This is a genomic window from Lacticaseibacillus salsurae, assembly GCF_045862175.1.
Classification (GTDB): Bacteria; Bacillota; Bacilli; order Lactobacillales; family Lactobacillaceae; genus Lacticaseibacillus; species Lacticaseibacillus salsurae.
The window spans coordinates 1-2,653 of record NZ_BAAFZI010000116.1; the positions used below are offsets into that span (position 1 = coordinate 1).

Annotated in this window: 4 protein-coding genes and 1 pseudogene; 2 read left to right on the forward strand and 3 right to left on the reverse strand. The window is 48.2% G+C overall.

Going from position 1 to position 2,653, the window contains the following annotated elements; genetic code table 11:
- A partial coding sequence (locus ACKTSG_RS14020) for a phosphoketolase family protein (RefSeq protein WP_491062203.1) occupies positions 1-439 on the reverse strand: 439 nt, incomplete at its 3' end.
- Between the two features lie 219 nt (positions 440-658).
- Between ACKTSG_RS14020 and ACKTSG_RS14025 the strand changes: the two genes are divergently transcribed.
- On the forward strand, positions 659-826 hold the full coding sequence (locus tag ACKTSG_RS14025; RefSeq protein WP_407895636.1) for a hypothetical protein: 168 nt from the start codon (positions 659-661) through the stop codon (positions 824-826).
- A gap of 55 nt (positions 827-881) precedes the next feature.
- Here ACKTSG_RS14025 and ACKTSG_RS14030 read toward each other — a convergent pair whose 3' ends face one another.
- Positions 882-1,604, reverse strand: a complete 723-nt coding sequence (locus ACKTSG_RS14030; protein ID WP_407895638.1) for a GntR family transcriptional regulator — start codon at positions 1,602-1,604, stop codon at positions 882-884.
- A 130-nt stretch (positions 1,605-1,734) separates the two neighbouring features.
- Between ACKTSG_RS14030 and ACKTSG_RS14035 the strand changes: the two are divergent.
- Positions 1,735-2,244 (forward strand): annotated as a pseudogene (locus ACKTSG_RS14035) (glycoside hydrolase family 1 protein); the annotation flags it as partial.
- A 156-nt stretch (positions 2,245-2,400) separates the two neighbouring features.
- On the opposite strand, the gene ACKTSG_RS14040 reads toward ACKTSG_RS14035, so the two are convergent.
- On the reverse strand, positions 2,401-2,653 hold a 253-nt coding region (locus ACKTSG_RS14040; RefSeq protein WP_407891817.1), incomplete at its 5' end, for a transposase.

The following is a 2,653-nucleotide window of genomic DNA, read 5'->3' on the forward strand; positions in this document are numbered from 1 at the left end:
CCAGTTCGCCACCTTCGTGGATCGAGCCTGGGATCTGGGCGTTGGCGTGACTTGCCGCGCCGCCTGGGAAGGAGAAGCGCTTGAACATGATCTGCATGCCTTTTTCATCTTGCGAGATCTGCGGATACTTCTCTGAGTAAGTGCCATCCAAATAAGCATTGGACAACATCACTTGGCCACCGTGACCGGGGCCTTCAATGTAGAACATGTTTAAGTCGTACTTATTGATCACCCGGTTTAAATGGGTGTAGATAAAGTTTTGCCCTGCAATCGTGCCCCAGTGGCCGATCGGGTAGAACTTCACGTCGGAAGATTCCAGCGGCCGCTTTAACAGCGGATTGGCAGTCAAGTACAGTTGCCCCACTGAAAGGTAATTCGCTGCGCGCCAGTATGCGGTCATTTTGTCGAAATAAGCTTGAGAAGAGTAATCTGTCGCCATGTCGAGATACCTGCCTTTTTGAATGATTGTCTTCAGTATACCATGTTTTGCCTGATAATCACTTATTAACGCTTAAAAAAACTTAATTCCTTGCTGGTACAACTTAATTATACGCGAATCCGGCGAAAAGGCCTAACAAGTTGTGCTATCCGTGCGCCAAAGTGTTACAATATTCACAAGAAAGAAAATATCGGTTTACCATTTGGGGAGTTGAGCAAAATGCGTCTCGATTTGTTTGATTGGTTATTGATCGTTTTTGCTGTGATCGCTGCAGTTGCGCTGTTTGCCATTGGTGCAGTGATCGAAGGGCTCGTGATCGCCGCCTTGATGCTGGTGGCAGTGATCTTGCACCGCTCGTTAGGAAACTTTTCTGGCCGAATTTTGTAAGGGATTGCAAAACCGGCGTCTGTTCAATTATGAACAGACGCCGGTTTTTTTGGCTTCAAAGCATGGGGCGCTCGGGGTGATACACCACGATCGCCCCTTCATCATAGCGGTTGCGGCTATGCGAATATTCAAATGGCGTCCCATCGCCTAGCGACACGATCTGCTCGATCTCTAACATCGGCGTAGTTGCCGTGGCGCTGAGAAACTCGCGATCGTAATGGTTGGGCTTGGCGGCACGAATGATGCGATAAGCCGCGCCGATGGTTTCGTTAAGCTCAGTTTTGATATAGCGATAGATCGAATGATGCAACACCCCTTCAGTCAAGCCTGGCACCACTTTCACCGGCATGATCGTGTGTTCGATCTTCCAGGGTTTGCCATCGATGATCCGCAAGCGATAAAAATCATACACCGCATCAGAAAATACTAGATTCAACTTCTCTTGTTCCACTGGATCTGCCAAGCGCACCGTATAATCAAGCACTTGGCTTTGAACTTGGTGGTCATGCATCAGCTGACTGGTGCCGACATATTGGTCGACTGACGCGTCATATTGGGAGAACAAGTTCACGTTATTTTTCACATAGGTGCCAGAACCTTGGCGCGAATAGGTTAGTCCTTCATTGTTAAGCAGCTGGATCACCTTTTGAATGGTGACCCGGCTGGTTTTGTAATATGCGGCCAAGCTGACTTGATCTGGCAATGGTTCGCTGGCTGCATAGTCCCCACGCATGATCTGAGCTTTCAATTGTTTGGCGATCTCAATATATTTAGGCAATTTGTCTACCTCCAAAACCTTACGTTCACGCCAATTATAGCGTTTTCTTGAAAATTAGCATAGTCAAATAATCAAATCGGCCTTTGCTAATTTTCTTGGCAGCGGCTATATTGCGTGGTGGAGGGAGAATATGACAACGCTTAACAAGAATTTTTTATGGGGTAACTCAACGTCAAGTATGCAAACAGAAGGCGCTTGGAATGCGGATGGCAAAGGGCCTTCTGTTTACGATATCAAGCCTGCCGGTCCTCACAATGCCAATTGGCAAGTGGCGATCGACGACTATCATCGCTATCAAGAAGATGTCGACTTAATGGCCGCCATGGGCATGAACTGCTACCGCTTCCAGATCTCTTGGAGTCGGGTATGTCCTGATGGCGACGGCGCGTTCAATGAAGCTGGCATCGCCTATTATGATCATTTGATCGATGCCTTGTTAGCCCAAGGCATCCAGCCAATGATCTGTTTGTATCATTTTGACATGCCATTAAGCTTGGCCAAGCGGGAGAATGGTTTTGTCAGTCGTAAAGTCGTGGACGCGTTTGTGCGTTTTGGCTGTGAAATGATCCGCCGCTTCGCCGATCGCGTCACGTATTGGATCACGTTTAACGAACATAACTGCTTTACCCTGGATTATTCACCTCGGTATTGGGGACATGAAATCGCATCTGGCCGGTCTGAAAGCAACGTTTGGAGCGTTGCGAATACTGACTGAGCGGAGAAGTTGGTGATCGATGCACCACGAACAGACCGACCCAGTTTTCGGCTCGACGCACGACCTATTCAGTTATTCAGTTCAGGTCGCCAACTGATGGACTTCGTCCATGAGCCGACTAAACCAGTTCTTGTAAACATAGTTAGAAGCAAGATGAATCACCACACGACGGGCGTGCCAAGTAATCCTACCGGCGATGTGAAAGAGACTGAACCGTAGCGAGGAGATGGTTGAACGACGGTCTTCCGAGACAAAGAGCTGTTTAAAGAGCTGAACCAGGTTATAGGCAATACCGGTGATCAAGGCTCGTGCAGTGTTCCGTGCAAAAGTTGAG